At 54.5% G+C, this 17,921-nt stretch carries 11 protein-coding genes; 9 read left to right on the top strand and 2 right to left on the bottom strand.

Annotated elements, in window-relative coordinates:
• Positions 1–163: 163 nt before the first annotated feature.
• Positions 164–1,210 carry a LacI family DNA-binding transcriptional regulator gene (locus tag D7M11_RS29115; RefSeq protein ID WP_158606889.1) on the top strand — a complete coding sequence of 349 codons (1,047 nt, stop codon included), beginning with the start codon at positions 164–166 and terminating at the stop codon, positions 1,208–1,210.
• Between the two features lie 178 nt (positions 1,211–1,388).
• Positions 1,389–1,805 carry a hypothetical protein gene (locus tag D7M11_RS29110; protein WP_120750787.1) on the top strand — a complete coding sequence of 139 codons (417 nt, stop codon included), beginning with the start codon at positions 1,389–1,391 and terminating at the stop codon, positions 1,803–1,805.
• Between the two features lie 57 nt (positions 1,806–1,862).
• Here the strand turns inward: D7M11_RS29110 and D7M11_RS29105 are convergent, their stop codons facing one another.
• Together D7M11_RS29105 and D7M11_RS29100 are read right to left on the bottom strand one after the other, a co-directional pair.
• Entirely contained in the window at positions 1,863–2,630 is a 768-nt protein-coding gene (locus D7M11_RS29105) for a sugar phosphate isomerase/epimerase family protein (RefSeq protein WP_120750786.1), read from the bottom strand.
• 191 nt (positions 2,631–2,821) lie between these two features.
• The gene (locus tag D7M11_RS29100; protein WP_120750785.1) at positions 2,822–4,060 is read right to left on the bottom strand and encodes an aminopeptidase; all 1,239 of its coding nucleotides are present in this window, start codon (positions 4,058–4,060) and stop codon (positions 2,822–2,824) included.
• Positions 4,061–4,238: 178 nt separating this feature from the next.
• Here D7M11_RS29100 and D7M11_RS29095 point away from each other — a divergent pair, with 178 nt between their 5' ends.
• From D7M11_RS29095 to D7M11_RS29065, 7 genes are all read left to right on the top strand, one after another.
• On the top strand, positions 4,239–5,312 hold the full coding sequence (locus D7M11_RS29095) for a substrate-binding domain-containing protein (RefSeq protein ID WP_120750784.1): 1,074 nt from the start codon (positions 4,239–4,241) through the stop codon (positions 5,310–5,312).
• A 108-nt stretch (positions 5,313–5,420) separates the two neighbouring features.
• On the top strand, positions 5,421–9,869 hold the full coding sequence (locus D7M11_RS29090) for a family 16 glycoside hydrolase (RefSeq protein ID WP_120750783.1): 4,449 nt from the start codon (positions 5,421–5,423) through the stop codon (positions 9,867–9,869).
• Between the two features lie 343 nt (positions 9,870–10,212).
• Positions 10,213–12,240: a hypothetical protein gene (locus D7M11_RS29085; RefSeq protein ID WP_120750782.1), complete on the top strand. Its 2,028-nt coding sequence runs from the start codon at positions 10,213–10,215 to the stop codon at positions 12,238–12,240.
• A 56-nt stretch (positions 12,241–12,296) separates the two neighbouring features.
• Positions 12,297–13,619 (top strand): ABC transporter substrate-binding protein, encoded by a 1,323-nt coding sequence (locus tag D7M11_RS29080; protein WP_120750781.1) that lies wholly within the window; start codon positions 12,297–12,299, stop codon positions 13,617–13,619.
• 158 nt (positions 13,620–13,777) lie between these two features.
• Positions 13,778–15,544 carry a B12-binding domain-containing radical SAM protein gene (locus D7M11_RS29075; RefSeq protein WP_120750780.1) on the top strand — a complete coding sequence of 589 codons (1,767 nt, stop codon included), beginning with the start codon at positions 13,778–13,780 and terminating at the stop codon, positions 15,542–15,544.
• A 53-nt stretch (positions 15,545–15,597) separates the two neighbouring features.
• Positions 15,598–16,224, top strand: a complete 627-nt coding sequence (locus D7M11_RS29070) for an NUDIX hydrolase (RefSeq protein WP_120750779.1) — start codon at positions 15,598–15,600, stop codon at positions 16,222–16,224.
• Positions 16,225–16,258: 34 nt separating this feature from the next.
• Entirely contained in the window at positions 16,259–17,920 is a 1,662-nt protein-coding gene (locus tag D7M11_RS29065; RefSeq protein ID WP_120750778.1) for a sensor domain-containing diguanylate cyclase, read from the top strand.
• Position 17,921: the final 1 nt, after the last annotated feature.

Here is a 17,921-nt window from a genome sequence, read left to right as displayed (position 1 = left end):
AGGACAATAGGGAGTGTACTTGGTTGTTCATCACCATGTTCGGCGGGATTATTCTTCGTGGAGGTATATGATACAATGTAGTACAATGAAGGCTTCCTTGAGTGAAAAGGCCAATGTGGAGAGCATAGGAGAGACTATGGACACAAAACAAGTTGGAAATCGTATGGAACCCAAAAAGAAAGTAACGATGAAAGATATCGCAAAATATTTGAATGTGGACCGGACGACGGTGTCCAAAGCATTGGCGTCCATTCCTGGCGTATCGGAGCAAATGAAGGAAAGAGTCAATAAAGCGGCCGAGGAGCTCGGATATCGCAAGGATAACTTTGCCAGCGGACTGACAACCGGCAAAAACTCGTTGCTGGGCATTGTGCTGGCCGATATTGTCCGCGGAGTATTTGCCCCGCTTATCACCAATTTTCAACAAACCGCAAAATCGTACAATTACGGCGTCATCCTGCAATATGTCAATCCCCATTCGGATGATCTCGTCCAGGCCATCGATTTATTAAAGCAGCAGCGAGTCGCCGGAGTGACTTTCGTCGGTGGGGCCACCGAAAAAAAGCATGACGGCTTGTTAATCGATTTGGCGGAATCAGGCGTTGCGGTTAATACAACCAGACGAGATTTTATCCACAACCGTATCGACTCCATTCGTTTTGACAATAAAGGGGCCGGCCGCGCTGCGACCCAGTATTTGCTCGGGCTGGGACACCGCAACATCGCCTATCTGTCCAAAAAGGCGGAAAGCGGCACGGAGTACGAGCGTAGGGAAGGGTACCTGCAAGCGATGTACGAAGCGGAGCTACAGCCGACGCTTGTAGAGATAAAGGATCATCCCGTCATCACTCCCGGCGAGGAGGTGACAGTCTCTTACCGCCGAATGAAGGAGGCATGGCTAGAAGGGTTAAGACCAAGCGCAGTGATCGGGGCAAACGATAACTACGCGCTCGGGGCAATGCATGCTCTGAAGGAGGAGGACGTCCCGATTCCCGATGAAGTATCCGTTGTCGGCTTCGACGATTTGCATGCCGTATTGGCCGTACCGCAGATGACGTCTTTGAGGATGCCAACCGGACCGTCCGGTGCTGTGGCGGTTAGGCTGCTGATGGAACGTTTGAAGCAGCCGGAGAGGCTGCATAGCAGGGAAGTGCTGGAGTACGATCTTATCGAGAGGGAATCGACCGGAAAAGCGCGATCGGCGGACTAAAGCAACATTCGTGTTCGGATTGAAAAATTCATTTCGAGGCATACTGAATAACAAATGAGCAGGTTCCCATCTTAGGCCGCGATTGTTACAAGATTGTCACATTAAATTAACGGTGCGCTAATGTTGGCTTAATGTTTCCACCTTACAATGAAAACGAATACCGAAAGGAGTGGAACAGATGATCTTGTACCGTCTGGCCAAATGGATGGAGGAGCGCAAACGCCTGAAGCGGCTCATCGCCGAAGCCGAAGGGGACTGCGCCATATATAGAGAACAAAAAGCGAAAGTGGAACGGCAAATGCTGCACGAAGCGTATTTGTGGCTCGATCCCGGCAAACCGGAGGCTGTACCGGCAGCGGCATTACATATGCTGGATGAACGGGGCGTACGCAGTCCGGTAGCCCAAGCCTATGCCGAAGAAACCGTCCGGCAAGAGGATGGGGATCTGCTGGACTGGCTCGATAGCGCCCGCAAAAGTGCAGCATGGTCCTGGGAGCTGGAGCGTCCCTTGGCGGGCGAGCCGATTCGCGCGGAGGATCTGATCCCGGGCAAACAACTCGCGGGCGAAGCGCTTCAACCGCAGCATACACGATAAAAAAATAAAACAGGAAGGCCGCCTAAAGCGGACCTTCCTGTTTGCTTATTATGCGGTTTAGAACGAAGCGCCGAGCGCCTTCAGATTGCGCGCGCTGACCGCGAGACATTCGAAGGGATCGCGCCCGTAGCAATTGTCCTGCTCGACGGCACCAAACTCTACGCCCGTTTCCTCGCAAGCCTGCAAAATGCCGCGGAAATTCATATTGCCTTCGCCGATTTCGGCAAACAACCGCTCGCTGTTCGGCGTTACGACGAAGTCTTTCAGATGGACGACTTGCATGCGTCCGTTTACTTTGCGAATCCATTCGATTGGGTCGGCGCCGCCGGCTTGTACCCAGTGCACGTCCAGCTCGAAGCCGAAAGCGCTTGCGTCGGACTCGTCAAACAGGATCTCCATGCCGGATTTGCCTTCGAATTTGGCGAATTCGAACGCATGGTTATGATAAATGAATTGCAGGCCGGCTTCCTTCAGCTTGCGCGAAATATCGGAGGCGAGCTTCGCAAACGTGGCGTATCCTTCCGCGCTGCTCCGGTATTCGCCCGGCAATCCGCCGATGCCGACATATTTGCAATCCCACAGCTTGTGCTTGGCAATAACGGCGTCCAGATCGTTCACCATGTCCGCGAACGGGATGTGCGTCGCGCAAATATGAAGACCTACGCGATCCACGATCGTTTTCAGCGCTTCGTCGCCGATCGGCCCGAGACCCGAAACTTGCACCTCGTTATAGCCGATTTCTTTCACCTTTTGCAGTGTAGCGGCGATATCTTCTTCCGTCTTCAAAAACTCGCGGAGCGTGTACAGCTGTGCAGCAATTTTCATCTGTTCTCCCACTTCCCGGTTCCGGATTGCGGCCTACCGCTTTGGATGTCTGGCTTGTTCGCTTTTTCGTCGCTATTATACCTTAATCCGCCGCCGCTAACCATACATTTTCTGTTTTTCACCGTTTACGGTGAGAATAAAAGGCAGCAAACCGCACCTTTTCAGGTGCGGTTTGTAGTCGCGGATGCGGATTAGCCCAGCTCGATCGCCCAGTTGCCGTCGCGGAATATCGGCTCGGTCCGGCCGTCCTGCGTAATGCCGTCGATGCTTAAGTCGGGTCCGCCCATCATGAAATCGACGTGCACGAGACTGTCGTTCGCTCCGTGTTCGGTAAGCTGCTCTTTCGTCATCTCCGTGCCGCCTTCGATCGTTGTCGGATAAGCGCGGCCGAGCGCGAAGTGGCAAGAAGCGTTCTCGTCGAACAGCGTGTTGTAGAACACGAGCTTCGTATCGGAGATCGGCGAACGGTTCGGCACGAGCGCAAGCTCGCCGAGTCTGCGCGCGCCTTCGTCGGAATCGAGCAGCAGCTTCAGCGTGTCGTAGCCTTTCTCGGCGGTGAAGTCGACCACTTTACCATTTTCGAAGCGGAGCGTGAAATTGTCGATCAGGTTGCCGCCGTAGTTGAGCGGGCGCGTGCTGCGGACGACGCCGTTCGCGCCGTCCTTATGCGGCATCGTAAACACTTCCTCCGTCGGCATGTTCGGGTTAAACGTGACGCCTTTCTCGTTTTCGGTGGAGCCTCCGTGCCAGACGTGACGGTCCGGCATATCGACGGTGAGATCGGTTCCTTCGGCGTGGTAGACGAGCTGCTTGTACTGCTTGGCGTTCAAGTAGTCGACCGTTTTCGCGAGACGGGCGTTGTGCTCCTTCCAGGCGGCGACCGGATCATCCCGATCGACGCGAACCGCCTGCAGAATCATCTCCCACAGCCGGCTTTCGGCTTCGCCTTCCGGGAGATCCGGGAATATTTTGCTCGCCCATTCGGGCGTAGGCGTCGATATAAGCGACCATGCGACGCGGTGCGCCATCGTGTAATTGCGCCAGCCCTGGAGCGCGATTCCCGCCGTTTTGGTCGCCGTAGCGATGCGCTGCGGATCGATGCCTTCAAGCAGATCGGGATTCGGGGAATAGATGCTGAGGAAGCCGGCGCCATTTTCCGCGAACTCCTCCCAGCCCTTCGCCCGAAACATCGGGTATTCGGTGAACGCTTCTTCCGGGGCAAGCTTGTACTTGATCCGGGTTAATTGTTCGTCGTTATACTCCACGTGAACGTTTTTGGCGCCCGCTTCGTACGCTTTCTCGGCGATCAAGCGAACAAGCTCCGCAGCGGACAGCGGGGCGGTTACGACGAGCGTTTGCCCCGGCTGGACGTTGATGCCTACGCGGACGGCCAGCTCCGCATATTTTTCCAAATCGCGTTGTGATGGCATATGGTTTCCTCCAAACGATATGTATAGATTCTGCAATGTCTTAACTATACCATTACCGGTTTGTCCGCTCCAAATCCGACAACCTCTTTTTGCGGCAAGGAACTTGACGCTTTTCTACGCGGGCACTATAATCAATCATAGTGGATGGTCCACGCGCCAATAGCTGGGAGATGGAAACATGAAGTTCGACAACAGCTTTTTATATCATAAAATCAAACAGTTTATACGCGATGAGATCGGTAAAAGAGCTGAAAACGGCAAAGAGTTGCGATTGGAATCGGAACGCGATATGGCCGAAGATTTGAATGTGAGCCGATTCAGCGTCAATAAAGCGATATCGGAACTGGTGGCGGAAGGGTATTTGATTAAACGTCGGGGGAAGGGCGTTTATATTCCGCCCAAGGAGCAGATCGACTCGCTCGAAAATTCCTCGCAGTCGATCGTCCTGATTATTCCCGACACGTCGGTTTATTTTTACGGAGAGCTTTCCCGGGAAGTCGAAACCATCGCTTATGAGCGGAGATTCAAGCTGGTGCTTTGCTTGATCGGCAACGATCCGGAGAAAGAAAGGAATATTTTGGCCGGCATCCAGAACCAATCCGTGAAGGGCATTATCGCGGCGCCTCACCTTAGCGGGCAAAATACCGACCTTTATGAGAAAATATTCGCATCAGGCGTTCCCGTCATCCTGATTAATCGGATCCATTACAGTATGGAAGGGCTGCCCCATATCATCTTTGATCAGGGCGAAGGCAGTTACCTTGGGGCTCTCCATATGATGGAGCATGGACGTCGTCATATTATGTATATCGACGACTATCCGGACAGCTATTTATCCCAGCTCCGTCATAAGGGGCTTGAGAAGGCCGTCCAGGAACGGGGGCTCGATCTCGGCAGAATGTCTGCAATCGATGAAGACTTCGATACCCAATTGATCGAGCGAGCGAGAGACGGTCGGATGGACGGCATTATCGCATACAACGATCTGATTGCGATTCGGGCGATGAATGTGCTCATCAAGAGCGGCTTCCACATTCCCGCGGAAGTGGCCGTCATGGGCTATGACAACTCCTACAACACGGAAATCGCGCTCGTACCGCTCACTTCGGTAAAATTCCCGAAACAAAAAGTGGCGCGACAAGCGTTCGATGCACTTATGGCTCAAATGGAAAGGAGAGGGATTGAGATGAAGCAAGTTATTGCTACCGAACTGATTGTCAGGGAATCGACGTTACCGAACGAAGTGGAATAGCAAGGGAGGCGGGGATCGCGAAGCTTTCCTTGCACGAATTGTGGATGGTCCACATGCCAGATGTCAAGATGTCTACCTGCTTTTCATTTTGAAGGGAGGATACTTGAGATGGTTAAGCGCTTTAGAAATGCTAGAGCTGTGCTCGTCTCCATTATTGGGGCGATGTTGGTTTCCTTGTTCTCGAGCAGCTGCTTCGCCGATATTCCAAACGTCGGTGCGGCCGAACGCCAGACCGTTTCGTTGAACGGAGTCTGGAAGTTCAGCTTGTCGGACGATCCGGCTTATTCTGCACCCTCGTTCGACGATTCGGCATGGACGACCCGGTCGATCCCGGACGACGGCTCCGTCTCGAACTTATATGGCAGTTATCCGCAAAGTATTGAAGGCGGTTACGTGTTCTGGTATCGCAAAAGTTTTACGATCCACGCGGCCGATCGCGTCAAATATTTGAAGTTCGACCGTGTACTCGATGAAGCGGAAATATGGGTGAACGGCACGAAGCTGACCAATCCCGGGCTGCACGGGGCGCTTTCCGAGAAGCAGTTCGGCTCGTATTGGGGATATAACAAGCAATCGACGGACTACTACAATCTGCATTCCTTCGACTGGAACGACGTTTACGATGTCAGCAGTCTGCTCGTAGAAGGGACAAATACGATCGCGGTCCGGATCAACGACGATCCGAGGAAGGAGTTTTGGATTATCCGGCAAAGACCTGACGATACGTATGCGGGCAAGGCAGGCATTCTCGGCGACGTCAAGCTGATCCGTGTCCCAGGCGTTTACATAGCGGGCATCAACCGGGCGCATCCGGCTACTGTCGATACGGCAACTTACACGGCCGAGCATTTATTCGACATCCCCGTCCGCAACGATACGGCGTCTGCGATGAACGCTACCGTCAAACTGACCATCCGGGATCGGGACAATACGGTCGTATTCGATCAGACGGTAGGCGGCCAGTCGATACCGGCCGGAGGAGTGAAGTCCGTCTCGTTCTCTTGGTCGCCGCGAGCCCGCTTCATGTCCTATACGGCTACCGCGGAAATATGGAACGGCGCGTCGAAAGTCGATGCAGCGTCGATTTCTTTTCACGGGACTGTCATCGAAACAAAGGCGGGCCGCAAACTGTATGTGAACGGCGAACCGTTCCTCGTAAAAGGGCTGAACGGAGGAGCCACCATGTACAATGAGGAGAAAGGCCGTTCGTTCCTTGAGCTTGCCAAGCTCGCGGGAGCGAACGCGATACGCGGGGACGCGCCGAGTCCGGGTCTGCTCGCTGCAGCAGAGCAGTATGGGCTGCTCATTCTGCCGTCCGCGACGGACAGTGTAATCGATTTTAGCGAGCTGCTGACGAAGGTGTACGATAACGACCTGGATAGCGACAAAAGCCTGATGCAGACCGAGCTGCTCGTCAAAGCGCTGCGGGAGTCGCCGAATGTACTCGCCTTCGGGATCGGCAACGAGTTTACGGGAACGAGATATGCGGACATCGAGCAGATGCTCGGCAACCGGACGGAAGCGGTTCGGGGTACCGATCCGTATCGACGGCCGAGCTTGTACAGCAATCATAACGGCCCTTATGTGAATGACGGAGCGGATGTGATGGCATTCAATTTATACAACCATTCTGCGAACGGGTATAAGGAGCGTATCGACAGCCTCGGCAGCTCGCAGCCGGCGATTTTGACCGAATGGGGACTTTACAAGGCGAACGCCTACAACGAGAAAGATTATGAAGCGAATATCGATCATCTGACCAAACGCTGGTACGACTCGGTACTAGCGCAAGGCTGGAGCGGAGTTATGTATTATTCCGGGTTAACGGACTATAAGCCCCGGCATCCCGGGCTGTCGACAGACAATGGATCGCTAGAGCTTCATCCTGAAATGGTGGAAGGGCTGAAACAACTATTCGACGACGTTGCGGTCATATATCGCAAGCCGGATGGCGAACACCTCAAGCTTCTCCTGATCAACAGAAGGGAATACCGGCTCGAGAACGTACAGCTTACATTCGTAACTCCGCAAGGCGGTACGGTTGCCTATACGGTAGGCGACATGGCGCCGGGGCAACAGGTTGAGACGGCAGACGTGGCGATCGGTATAGACGGTGCCGTCAATCTATACGTGGATTACACGACGCATGGCGGGCTTGGAGGAATCGGCCCGGAAGCAAGCTTCTTCTTCGATACGGGCGCTGCGGCAGCGGAAAGCCTAGCGGTGGACCATTTTGCCGATGTTTCCGGCTGGGCGCTCGGCGCCCACTCGATGAACGGAACCGATAATTTCGGATTTACCGCCAATAACGGATCGGCGACCATGTGGTATAGGGAAAACTCGAGTTCTTCTGACGGCGTCACCAACATCAAAGACACTTTGTATTACGACAAGAATAACATCGGCCTGAACATTGCAGGCTACCGGTATTTGTCCGTCGATGCTGCGGTTCCGGCAAATGCGCATCTGACCGTGGAAGCCTGGATCGATGGGGTGGCCAAACGATTGGTCGGTTATTACAAAGGGAACGGAAGCAATGAGAAGCTGTATTTCAACATTTCCGGCAACGTGCTGGAAAAGCTGCGGATAAGCATCGGAGAACCGGACGGAGATATCGGCGGGAGCAGCGGTCAGCCGGTAAGCGTAACCTTAAACGATATTAGCGTTCATAAATCCGGCGACCGGAAGCAACGGCTCGACGATTTTACAAGTCTAAGCAATTGGAAGCTGGGCGCCGCGCCCGCCAATACGTCCTACCAATTCGCTTCCCATAACGGCGAAGCCGAGATGTCGTACGCGAATACGTCCGGACGCGACATTCTTCATTACAATCGGGACTTCAACGTCGATATTAGTCTCTACAGCAGGCTCATGCTTGACATGAAACTTGCGCCGGGCACCTTCGTCACGGTGGACGTCATCGTGGACGGTCAGAGCCATCGGGTGGAGGAATATACGACCGAGGATTCGGACTATTTCCAAAAACGGTATTACGACATCCGCGGCTGGGGCACGAAGCTGAACCGGATCGTTCTTGGCATATCGGAGCCTCCCGGTCTGGAGAATGAGATTGTCGGGGAACGGAGAAGCGCTTCTTTCCGCGAGCTGGCGCTCTACATGGATCGTACCCGGGCGAACCGCGATGTTGCCGACCTGTACAATGTTGGCGATTGGAGCGTTAGCGGGCCGAGCATGGCCGCTTCCGATTACGGCTTCGCCAGCAACGACGGAATTGCGGAAATGTGGTATAACGGCACAAGCGGGCGCGATTCGTTAGCTTATTATAAGAACCAACTGAACATGGATATAAGCCGGACTCCTTATTTGATGGTGGAAGCGAAAGTCGCGAGCGGCAGCTTCTTGACGGTGGAAGCTACCATCGACGGTGTGACGAAGCGTCTCGAAGAGTATTATCCGGGGAACGGGAGCGGCAGTTTCGAGAAGCGCTACTATAAAATCGCCGGAAGCAGGCTGGAGAAGCTGCTTGTCAGCATAGGAGAACCGACTGCCGGCGGGGCGAACGGGCAGCGGGCGAGCGTCTGGCTGAAAACGATGCAGCTTCAGGAATATCTCGATACCGACAGTATCGAAACGTTCGATAACATCGACAAATGGACAATTGCGCAAGCGGGTACGCCGGCAGCATCCGGCATAAGCGCCGCGTCCGGCGCCATGAAGCTGTGGACCAGTGGCGGAAACGATGACGTTCTTACAGTGGGGCGCGACGTTTACCGCTGGATCGACGGGAATGCGGTGCTCTCCCTTCGCGTTAAACCAGGCGGCGGAGATGCGGTAATGACGGTCGAGGTGCTGACGGACGGGACGTGGAGAACGGTCGGAACCTACAACACAGGAACGGGGACGGGCGATTATGAGCGCAAATTTTATCCGCTGGGCGGCGTTGTGCTGGAGAAGGTCCGGTTATCGCTCGCGAAGCCTGCGTACGACAATGGAGCAACAGTGGTAAGAAGCGTATACGTGGACGATCTGCTCATCGAGCCGGGTTTGCCGAACGCGAGGCATATCGTATATAAAGACAACTTCGATAATGGTTTCGTCGGTTCATTTCCTATTCGCTGGAAAAATGAGACGGGGAACGGCACATGGAGCATACAGCAGGACGGAACGAATCAAGTCCTCGTTCAATCCGCCGCCGCAGGACTGGAAAGCATGATCACTACCGGGAACGACGCATGGGATAGCTATATCGTGCGCGCGGACGTGAAGCCGGGCAGCGCAAGCGCGGGGCAAGGACTGCTGTTCCGTTATAAAGATATGGGCAATTACTATGAAGCAAGGCTGGAATCGGGCAAAGCTGCACTATATCGAAAAGTTGGCGGAGCCTTAACCAAGCTTTGGGAAGCGCCGTATTCGTATGATACGAATACGTATTATCAACTGGCCGTTGAGCTGCGCGGGCGAGACATTGCGCTTTCGGTAAATGGCGTCCAAATCGGCAGTACGGTTAACGATACTTCGATTGCGGCTGGCAAGGTCGGGTTCCGGACGTATGGCACTAGCGCCTCATTCGACAATCTGATCATCGAAAGACGGTAATGCATACTGGCCCGTACCTCCGGCGAAGCCGCCGGAGGTATGGTAAGAATATTAATAAAACGCTTTCCTAGTATTGACAGAAGCGCTTTCACGGGGTACTATTTTGTCATTATTGTGGTTGGTCCACGCGCCAAGCCTAATCCCTTTCTAGTAAAAATACTGCCGCTTCTTACGCACAACTTACTGGGTAAGCGTTTTTTCATATATAGTGAATGGTCCACTGTCCACAGTGAACATATGAAGGGGGAATGAACCAAATGAAGGTCAAACATGCTGCTGCGGAGGGCTGAGGAAGAGACTGACAAAAAATCACTGAGGAAATGAAAAAATAGGAGCGATCACAATGCGGGAGCTGGCATTTTTGCGTAATCGGGCTTTAGAGACTTTTCTCGACGAGAGCTGGGATGAACAGACTGGCATGTACAGGCAGAGCGACGGTCAGCCTGCCGTGTGCAGCTTTGCGTCGATGGCGATGGTACACCATATGTATTTGTATTTATGGACGAAGGAGGAGACGCATCGGTATCGCTTCAACCGGTTGCTGGAGCGAATCGTCGGTCTCGTAACGGAGAACGGCCTTGTATACGAGACGGTGGAGTGCAAAGCGGTTAACGATCATCCGGGTTTCGCGTTCACGATTTGCCGGTCGCTCGGCCTTGCCTATGGGCATTTGAAGGAGGCCGGCATGGAGCATCTGGAGCAGCCGGTGCGCGATGCGGTCGTCCGCATCGCGCGGTATCACCCGGAGGCCGGGGAGAAAGGAACCGCGGGGGCCGACCAATCTCTCCGGTTTGAAATACTCAGCTATTATTTCGCTTATTTGGTTACAGATGAACCTTATTATCTCAATCAGTACAAGACGCTGTTCGATAACGGCATCTACGCGTACACGCATTCGACCGTTAATGGAAAGTATCGCCATCTTTCCGTCCGTCCGGGCATTCAGGAAGCTGTACTGCACCCTGACTTTACGTTCAACTATGGCTGCGGGACGGGAGCGGTGAACGAATTGCCGGTCAATACCCATACGCCCGCCTATTATTTAACCGAGTTGGACGGCTTTATGTTCACGTACGCGCATGGACTGAAAAACGGATTGCTCGAGAGGACGGCGCACTGGGACGATTTTTGCGTCAAATACGCCGAAGGGCTCTACAAAGATTTGTCGCGGGCCGGACGCATGTCCTGCGACGTGGACGGGTACGGCTTGTACCGGGCCTGGTACGGCAAAGTGATCTTTGAAAGTGCTCCGCTTGCCTGCCTTGCCGATCCGGGACCGCTCGCCGAACGGAAGGAGATGCAAAGCCATTTCAAATGGTTTGCCGACCGGTTTCTGGATCATTTCGCATCGTCCGACCATTTCCGGGAAACGGGTGTGCCGCCGCATCAGCCTTACGGGCACCGCTTGACTGTAGAGAAGCAGTTCGACAAGTTTAATTGCATCGAGATTTACGCCAAGGTTGCGACGTACGCTTACGAATTCGGGATCCCCGCCATTGAAGCCGCGGAGCCGGAGCCTTACTATGCCTATTCATGGTGGCATCGCTGGGTCAGGGTCAGCACGCCGGTGTACGAAACGTCTTTCGCCGCCTGCACAAGCGGGTGCAATACGCCGACAGCCCCGCATTTCGGAGGCGAATTCATCGGTACGATCGTTGGCGGCGCCGCGATTACGACTTTGTTCGCGGGTGACGGGCTGGTATACGCCCCGCCAAACGATCCCGACTATTTGTTCGGGATGGAGGTGCAGGATCGGAACGGAAAAGTCGCGCGGTCGGGGGCCACCCTATTCGGAGAATCATTCGATTTCTCCGTTACCGCACCGGATGGTCGAACGCTTGATCCATCGGAATTCGTTCCGTACGGACATCCGCATGTGAAGAAGCTGGGGGCTGGCATCGAACCCCGGTTCCGCAAACAAAGTGAGTTGCCATGCGTAACGTTCGACGTGCATAACCGGTTCGAGGAAGCTTCGATTCGTATAACCCAATGCTTTTCCGCTCCGCCGGGGCTTTTCGTCCGAAAAGGCTGGTTCAACATCCCGGTGCCGAAGCTGTCACCGCTGCGGATCAGGTTGAAGGACGGCCGGGAGAACGTTTACAATTTTGATGCGTCGACCTATATAGACATCCGTTCCGTTCGGGCATTCATTTTTGAAGCGGGAGGAAAGTGCTGCCAGATCGAGATCGAGAAGGCGGAGAATTATTCGAACGAGGACAATACGGAGCTATGCGTCGGAAGCCGTGGCAGAGCCGGCGAACCGGGCGGGATAAACAGCTTTTGCCCTTATCCGTTAGGTCTCATTCGTATTGGCTCAGGAGCCCGTCAACCTCATAAAGCGGAATTGATCGTAACTATTACATTCATATAAAAAACGCAAGGCGATCCTGTTGGAAAATTATTAAAAAGAAAAAGGGAGGAAACCCGATGTTACAAAAAGCAAGCATGAGGACAGCGATAGCCGTCCTGATCGTGTCCCTGCTCGCGGCATGCAGCGGCAATGGAGGCGGCAAGGAGGAGGGCGGCCCGAGCGGAGTGACGACACCGCCCAAAGCGATGAAGGAGCCGGTAACGCTTGGTTTTGTTTTCGGTTCGGTCAACCAGCAGGAGTTCGACAAATTTTATGTGGAGCCATTGAGAGAGAAGTTTCCGCATATTACATTCAAGGGGTACCCGCCCGGCCCGGGAGCGAATATTAACGATCTGGTAACGGCCGGAACGATTCCGGAAATATTCATCGGCAGCAAAGGAGCGATTACGAATCAGCTGAACCCCCTCGGTTTGGTGAACGATATAAGTCCGCTGATCAAAAGCAACGGCTATGACTTGGGACGTCTCGACCCTGCAACCGTGGACATTATGCAGAAAGTCGCCAATGGCAAAATTGTCGGTTTGCCGCTGAATCTGGATGCCAACGCCTTATATTACAACAAAGATTTGTTCGATAAATTCGGGGTGGCTTATCCGAAGGACGGCATGACCTGGGATGACATTTACGGCATCGCAGCCAAGCTTACCCGCGTCGATCAAGGCGTACAGTACCGCGGGTTCAGCGATCGCTGGGGCGACACGTTTTTCTTGAGAAACCCGTTTAATTTGCCGTACTTAGATCCGAAGGAAGAGAAGACCACGTTTCTGAACGAAGATTGGAAAAAAGTGATCGACAATTGGCTTCGCTTCTACACGCTGCCCGGCTTGAAATTCGATGCGAAAACGGCGAACAAGGAAGAAGACCGCAAAGTTTTCACTTCCGGACTATCCGCGATGACCGTCATGACTTTAGACATCCCGTCTTGGAAGTTCAATTGGGACGTCGTTTCGATTCCGGCTTACAAGGAAAAACCGGGCATTGGACTGCAAGCGAACGCGCTGTATAACTATATTTTAAAAGGGAGCAAAAATCAGCAAGCAGCCTTCGAGGTCGCCGCTTATATGACATCGGACGAATACCAGACGAGAATGTCGAAGGACGGAAGATTCCCCGTCTTGACGAACGACAAAATCAAAAAAGCATTCATGGAAAACGAGCCGCTCTATAAAGGCAAAAATATCGCCGCGTTTTCTTATAACAAATTTGCGCCGGAGCCTCAGGGCCGCTCGCCCGGGCTTGTGAATAACGTCAACGTGCAGGACAAATTTTTGCTGCCCGAAATGATTAACCTGCTTCTGGGAACGAAAGACGTCAATACCGCCTTGCGCAGTGCCGACGAAGCTTCCGTGAAAGCACTTGCCGAAGAAAAAGCCAAGTAAAGCTGCGCTACCAAAGCGTATTTCTAGTAAAAAGCAGTCTGTTCCCGAGCGGGGCGGACTGCTTTTACTTGTGCAGCGGGCAGAGGAGCTTGGGGGGGATTTTGTTGCGACCCCTATTTCGTGTACAATGAGAGGATGAGAACGAAAGGACGGTTTCCATGAAAGTCGTCGTATCCAGCTTAAACGCCAAATACATTCATACTTGTCTCGCGCTGCGTTATTTGAAAGCGTTCTGCCGGGACGAGTTCGATGTCGATATGGCCGAATATACCATTAAAGATCCCGTTATGAATATTGTAAGCGATCTGTTCCGCCGCGATCCGGACGTGATCGGCTTTTCGTGTTACATCTGGAACATCGAGGAAACGATCCGCGTCATCAGCGTGCTGAAGAAGATCAAGCCGGAGCTTACGATCGTGCTCGGCGGTCCCGAGGTATCGTACGATACGGAATACTGGATGAACCGGATTCCCGAGGTGGATTGCATCGTCATGGGCGAAGGGGAGGAGACGTTTCTCCATTTGCTGCGGGAGCTGTCCGCCTCGCGTAAGTTTCACTTCGTGTTCGGCATCGCCTACCGCAACAAGGCGGGCGAGGTGTGTGTCAATCCGGGCCGGCCGAAGCTGAACCTGGATGACATTCCGTCGCCGCACCGCTTTGCCGAGGACGAGCCTGCGCTGGCCAGCCGCGTCGTTTATTTCGAGACGAGCCGGGGCTGCCCGTTCAGCTGCCAGTTCTGCTTATCCAGCATCGAGGTTGGCGTTCGTTACTTCGACATCGAGCGGACGAAGGCCGATTTGCTGCATCTGATCGACTCCGGGGCGAAGCTGATCAAGTTCGTCGACCGCACATTTAACATCAAACGGGAATATGCGATGGACATTTTCCAGTTTCTGATCGACAACCATCGTGGCTGCGTATTCCAGTTCGAGATTACCGCGGACATCATGCGTCCCGAGGTGCTCGACTTTTTGGCCGAGCATGCGCCTCCCGGGGTGTTCCGGTTCGAGATCGGCGTACAGTCGACGAACGATGCCACGAACGAGCTAGTCAAACGGCGGCAAAATTTCGCCAAGCTGACGCGAACGGTCAGCATGGTGAAGGCGAGCGGCAAAATCGATCAGCATCTCGACTTGATCGCCGGCTTGCCCGAGGAGGATTACGCCTCGTTCCGCAAAACGTTTAACGACGTGTTCGCTCTCGGTCCCGAGGAGCTTCAGCTCGGGTTTTTGAAAATGCTGCGCGGAACCGGTCTTCGTCACGACGCGGACAAATACGGCTACGTTTATATGGATCACTCCCCTTACGAGATACTGGGCAACGCCATCCTGCCGTTTTCCGACCTGATGCGGATCAAGCGTGTGGAGGATGTGCTCGAAAAGTATTGGAACGCGCACAGGATGGACCGGACCGTCCGGTATTTAATCGACCGTGAGTTCGACTCGGCGTTCGACTTCTTCCAGCTGTTCGGCGATTATTGGGAGGAGCGGGGCTGGCAGAAGATCGGCCATCAGCTCGAGGATTTGTTCGAACGGCTGAAGGCGTTCCTGCTGGACCGCGGCACGGCCGACTTCGAGGTCATCGAAGGGCTGATGAAGCTCGACTATTTCCTGAATCACAAATACAAGCCGCGCAAAATATGGTGGGACTTCACGCTCGACAAAACAGCGCAGCTCCGCGGCATGCGGATGCTGGCGGAACAGCCGCAGCGGGTGTCTCCGGCGTTTGCCGCGCTCGGCCTTACGGAGAAGGAGCTGCACAAGCACGCCGTCATCGAGACGCTTCCGTTCGATTTGCAGCGCTACGAGCTGGACGGTACGATCGACCGGAGCGGCCGTTCGCTGCTGACCGTCGTCTTCGAGCCTGACGGCAGCGGCACGCGCCATTTCTCCATGAGACTGGAGAGCGCCGCAGCGATCGGATAAGCTTGCCGGGCCGCTTCGACATACGGACAGGGACGAGGAAGGAGGCTTTGCGGATGAACGAAAATCGCTGGCTGGAGTGGACGCAGCGCATTCAAGCGATTGCTCAGACGGGGCTAACTTACGCCAAAGACGGATACGACCTCGAACGCTACGAGGAGCTGCGGGAGATCAGCATCGCGATGATGCGCGAACAGACCGGACTGCCGTACGCGGTGGTCAAGGAGCTGTTCGCTTCCGAGACGGGTTATCCGACGCCGAAGGTCGACGTGCGCGGCGTCGTGTTCCAGGACGGCAAGCTGCTGCTCGTCCGCGAAAAATCCGACGGCAAATGGACGCTGCCCGGAGGATGGGCCGACATCGGCTATACGCCGAAGGAGGTCGCCGTCAAGGAAATCCGCGAGGAGTCGGGGCTGCTCGTCCGCGCGGTGAAGCTGCTCGCGGTGCTGGACAAGAAATGCCACCCGCATCCGCCGGAGGCGTATTATATATACAAGCTATTCATCTTGTGCGAGCAGATCGGGGGCTCGCTCGAGGCCGGACTGGAAACGTCCGCCGCCGCTTTTTTTGCCGAAAGCGAGCTGGCGGGACTGGAGCTGTCGCTGAACCGGGCTACGGAATCGCAAATTCGGCTTATGTTCGAATATGGGCGGAATCCGGGCAAGGAAGTCGCGCTCGATTGACAGAAAAGTTGCAAACTGAGGTGGAGTTGACCGGATGCGGGGCGGGGTCTTGTTCGGCAAGTTTCGGGTTTATTCGTTAAAAGGCCGTCTGCGGCTTTTGGTAGCTTTAATGATCCTGTCGATGTGTTTGCTTGTGCTGGCGTTCATGTCTTTTTTCGGCAAAGTCATTAAAGAAAGAGAAATTCATGCCACGCTCCAGGAAGCGATCGATTTGCAGAAGCTATATGTCGACAAGTGGAAAAGCCAACGGCTGTCCGATATCGGCTATTTGGCTGAAACGCAGGCTGCCCGTTCCTTGAATATGCAGGAGATGGGCAGCCAGTTCCGTTTATTCAAAAAATCGCATAGCGATTTCGATTCCTTTGCTTTTGCGGACAAGGACGGCAAGTTTTTGCTGCAAATGGACGAGACCCCCGCCGAGACGAGCATTGGCGACAGAAGTTATTTTCTCGCGGCGCGCAGCCTGCAAGCGAACGTATCCGATGTGATCTCCGGCCGCTTGAGCGGAAAACCGATGCTTGTATTTATCGCTCCGGTGCTGAACAAGGACGGTGCGTTTGCAGGAGCGGTGCTGGGCTCGGTGAAAGTGTCCATGCTCGACTCGATCGTGAACGAGTTCAAGTTCGGCGATAATGGCGAAACCTTTTTGCTGAACAAGTCCGGGTACCGGCTGACGAAGCTGAAGGGCGAGGCGGAAGACGAGTGGACACGCGAGCAATACACGACCGACATTTATGAGAGAGCGCTGGCGGGCGTGCAGAGCCGGGAAGCGTATTTAAACCGCAGCGGGGAGCGGGTGTTCGGCGCTTACGCCTGGACGGCGGACGGCGAATGGCTCATTATAGGCGAGACGCGCGTGCGGGATGTGTACAAGCCGTATTACCGGCTGCTTGTCGCGCTCGCGCTGTCGTGCGCTCTGATCCTGCTGCTCACCTATTTCGCGGCAACGCTGTTTACCCGCAAAATCAGCCGGGTGCTGGCCCATCTGCTGTACGGGACGAAGCGGATTCGCAGCGGTGAATTCGGCTACCGGATCGATCCGGCCGTCATTCGGAACGCGCCTTCGGAGCTTAAAGAGCTTTCCGACAACTTCAATATAATGTCGGACAAGCTGCAGACGACTGTTCAACTACTCGAGGAATCTGCGGTAGTGGATCATTTGACGGATGTGTACAACCGGCGTTTTCTGATGAACGAGGGGGCCAAAATCGAGGAGGCGTCTGCGCGTGCCGGCAATTCGTCGAGCATTCTGCTGATCGATGTCGACTATTTCAAGAAAATCAACGATACGTACGGTCATCTGATCGGCGACCGGGTGCTGAAGCATGCTGCTTCTCTGCTTGTCGACTGCGTGCGCCGCTCCGATGTGGTGGCCCGCTACGGCGGAGAGGAGTTTGTCGTACTGGCTACCAACTGCCCCATACATTGCGGCCGCGAGCTGGCCGAACGGATCCGGGCCTCGTTCGTCCGCACGCCGTACCGCGACGAGGAGCGGGAGATCGCGATTACGATCAGCATCGGCGTCTCCCAGTCCAAGCCGGAGCGCAAGTACGGCACGAACACGCTGGAGGATATGATCGAGCGGGCGGACAAGGCGCTTTACCGGGCGAAAAACGGCGGCCGCAATCGCGTGGAATGCGATGATTGCGGGAGCGCGGCCCCGTCGGGGTCGCGCTCCGACTCCGACTCTGGCTGAG

The sequence above is a fragment of the Paenibacillus ginsengarvi genome, from assembly GCF_003626695.1.
Classification (GTDB): Bacteria; Bacillota; Bacilli; order Paenibacillales; family NBRC-103111; genus Paenibacillus_AB; species Paenibacillus_AB ginsengarvi.
Note: the sequence above shows the minus strand (reverse complement) of the source record. Positions and strands in the feature narration are given on the sequence as shown.

Coding starts and splice junctions, on each gene's coding strand:
- D7M11_RS29115 (WP_158606889.1), top strand. CDS start 164: ATGGAACCCAAAAAGAAAGTAACGATGAAAGATATCGCAAAATATTTG.
- D7M11_RS29110 (WP_120750787.1), top strand. CDS start 1,389: ATGATCTTGTACCGTCTGGCCAAATGGATGGAGGAGCGCAAACGCCTG.
- D7M11_RS29105 (WP_120750786.1), bottom strand. CDS start 2,630: ATGAAAATTGCTGCACAGCTGTACACGCTCCGCGAGTTTTTGAAGACG.
- D7M11_RS29100 (WP_120750785.1), bottom strand. CDS start 4,060: ATGCCATCACAACGCGATTTGGAAAAATATGCGGAGCTGGCCGTCCGC.
- D7M11_RS29095 (WP_120750784.1), top strand. CDS start 4,239: ATGAAGTTCGACAACAGCTTTTTATATCATAAAATCAAACAGTTTATA.
- D7M11_RS29090 (WP_120750783.1), top strand. CDS start 5,421: ATGGTTAAGCGCTTTAGAAATGCTAGAGCTGTGCTCGTCTCCATTATT.
- D7M11_RS29085 (WP_120750782.1), top strand. CDS start 10,213: ATGCGGGAGCTGGCATTTTTGCGTAATCGGGCTTTAGAGACTTTTCTC.
- D7M11_RS29080 (WP_120750781.1), top strand. CDS start 12,297: ATGTTACAAAAAGCAAGCATGAGGACAGCGATAGCCGTCCTGATCGTG.
- D7M11_RS29075 (WP_120750780.1), top strand. CDS start 13,778: ATGAAAGTCGTCGTATCCAGCTTAAACGCCAAATACATTCATACTTGT.
- D7M11_RS29070 (WP_120750779.1), top strand. CDS start 15,598: ATGAACGAAAATCGCTGGCTGGAGTGGACGCAGCGCATTCAAGCGATT.
- D7M11_RS29065 (WP_120750778.1), top strand. CDS start 16,259: ATGCGGGGCGGGGTCTTGTTCGGCAAGTTTCGGGTTTATTCGTTAAAA.